Source organism: Flavobacterium sp. LMO6 (assembly GCF_009495795.1).
Classification (GTDB): Bacteria; Bacteroidota; Bacteroidia; order Flavobacteriales; family Flavobacteriaceae; genus Flavobacterium.
The window spans coordinates 1-2,540 of the sequence record NZ_WIBH01000029.1 but is presented as its reverse complement, the minus strand read 5'-3'; the positions used below and the strand labels follow the sequence as shown (position 1 = coordinate 2,540).

At 39.6% G+C, this 2,540-nt stretch carries 1 protein-coding gene; it reads right to left on the bottom strand.

Features of this window, described 5'->3' with window-relative positions; translation table 11 throughout:
* On the bottom strand, positions 1-2,540 hold a 2,540-nt coding region (locus GFJ99_RS13480; RefSeq protein WP_305069020.1), incomplete at both ends, for a PKD-like domain-containing protein.

Here is a 2,540-nt window from a genome sequence, read left to right as displayed (position 1 = left end):
GTAACTGGCGCTACGCCTGTTCCTGGATTAGCTCCTGTTACATTTACAACTGTTAGTACTTCCCATGTTAATTCTGTTCCTAAAATAAGTGGAGAAACATCAACTATTAAATCAGTACCTTCTTCACTACATATTGTTTTTATTGGAGAAGGTATAGGCAATCCTGGATTTGGATTCACAGTTACAACTCCACTCTGTAATGTATTACCTGTACAACCATTACGAACCGAGCTAACTTCAAAATAAATGGTTCCTGCTACTAGTGGGTTACTTGTTATTACTTGTAAATCAAATCCTGTTGTTGTAGAAGTTGCTGTGATTGTTCCTGAAGTAGTTCCTCCTACAACAGTTACACCACTTGTAATAGCTGTCCATGTGTAAGTAATTCCACTTATATTACCTACAATATCTACATGAACATTTGAACCCGAACAAACCGCAGTATCAGAAACACTTACGCTCTCAATTACTGGATTAGGATTAACCGTAATTTCTATTGTTCTCGGCGTTCCATCGCATCCATTAGCTCTTGGAATTATAACCATAGTAATAGTACCAATATTCTCAGTATCTGTTAGTGTTGCTATTTGATTAATATTCGTTTCATCTCCATTTGTAACATAGGTACCTGTAATATTTGATATCGTTGCACTCCAAGTATAAGTTGTTCCTAATAAATTACTACTTAATACAATATCTGTACTACTTCCATTACAAATATTTGAACTAAATGCAACATTAGTAATAGTTGGTCTTGGTGCTATAGTAATAGTCGTTGAAACAATAAATGAAGAACAAGCTCCATTACTAGGTACCAAATAATTAACCTGATAGGTTCCTGGTGTACTAGCAGCAGGTGTAATTAATCCAGAACTTGCATTAATAGACAAGCCTACTGGAATTGCACTAAACTGTCCACCTGTATAATTCCCTGTTCCAGTAATTACTACCGCTACTGGAGCTTCAGCAACACAATAAAGTGGCAAAGGATACGAAATTGAAGCAGTATTAGGTATATCAACTGTAATTGTTCCCGTTGCTGTTGCTGGTGGACACCCTCCTGTTGTGGTTACAGTATAATTAAACGTTCCTGAAACAGTTGGTGTACCAATAATGGTTGCAACGTTTCCTGACCATGAACCGGTAACGCCTGCTGGCAATCCAGCAAATGTTGCTCCAGTTGCACCTGTAGTGGCTAAAGTAATATTTGTTATTGCACTATTGATACAAACCGTTTGATTCGTACCTGCAGCAATCGTGTTTAATGGCGTAACAGTAATGGTTCCAGTAGCTGTTGCTGGTGGACATCCTCCTGTTGTAGTTACAGTATAGTTAAACGTTCCTGAAACAGTTGGTGTACCAATAATTGTTGCAACGTTTCCTGCCCACGAACCTGTAACTCCTGCTGGTAATCCAGCAAATGTTGCGCCTGTAGCTCCTGTTGTTGCTAAGGCAATATTCGTGATAGCACTATTGATACAAACCGTTTGGTTTGTTCCTGAGGCAATCGTGTTTAATGGCGTAACAGTGATTGTTCCGGTAGCTGTTGCTGGTGGACATCCTCCTGTTGTAGTTACAGTATAGTTGAACGTTCCTGAAACAGTTGGTGTACCACTAATGGTTGCAACGTTTCCTGACCATGAACCTGTAACTCCTGCTGGCAATCCAGCAAATGTTGCGCCTGTAGCTCCTGTAGTGGCTAAAGTAATATTCGTAATAGCACTATTTATACAAACCGTTTGGTTTGTTCCTGAGGCAATCGTGTTTAATGGCGTAACAGTAATAGTTCCAATTGTTGTTGCTGGTGGACATCCTCCTGTTGTAGTTACAGTATAGTTAAAAGTTCCGGAAACAGTTGGTGTACCACTAATGGTAGCCACATTACCTGCCCATGAACCGGTAACACCTGCTGGCAATCCAGCAAATGTTGCGCCTGTAGCTCCTGTTGTTGCTAAGGCAATATTCGTAATAGCACTATTGATACAAACCGTTTGATTTGTTCCTGAGGCAATGACATTTTGTGGAAGTATAGTAATATTAAAAGTACTACTGCCTGCTGCACCACAAGCCGTTGCTCCATAAAAATAAGTAACTGTATATGTTCCTGCAGTACTTGATGCTAAATCAATTTCTCCGGTTGAACTATTAATAGTTAATCCTAAAGTTGAACTATAAACACCTCCTGTAGTAAATCCTGCTACTGGAGTTGGAGTTGGATTTGTACTGTTTATACAAACTGGTGTTGAATAACTAAATCCTGTAACTGGAAGAGGTAGTGGATTAACAGTAATAGTTCCGGTAGCTGTTGCTGGTGGACACCCTCCTGTTGTAGTTACGGTATAGTTAAACGTTCCTGCTAAAGTAGCAGTACCAGTAATTGTAACATTATTTCCTGCCCATGAACCAGTAACTCCTGGTGGTAATCCTGTAAATGTTGCGCCTGTAGCTCCTGTTGTTGCTAAGGCAATATTCGTGATAGCACTATTGATACAAACCGTTTGGTTTGTTCCTGAGGCAATCGTGTTTAATGGCGTAACAGT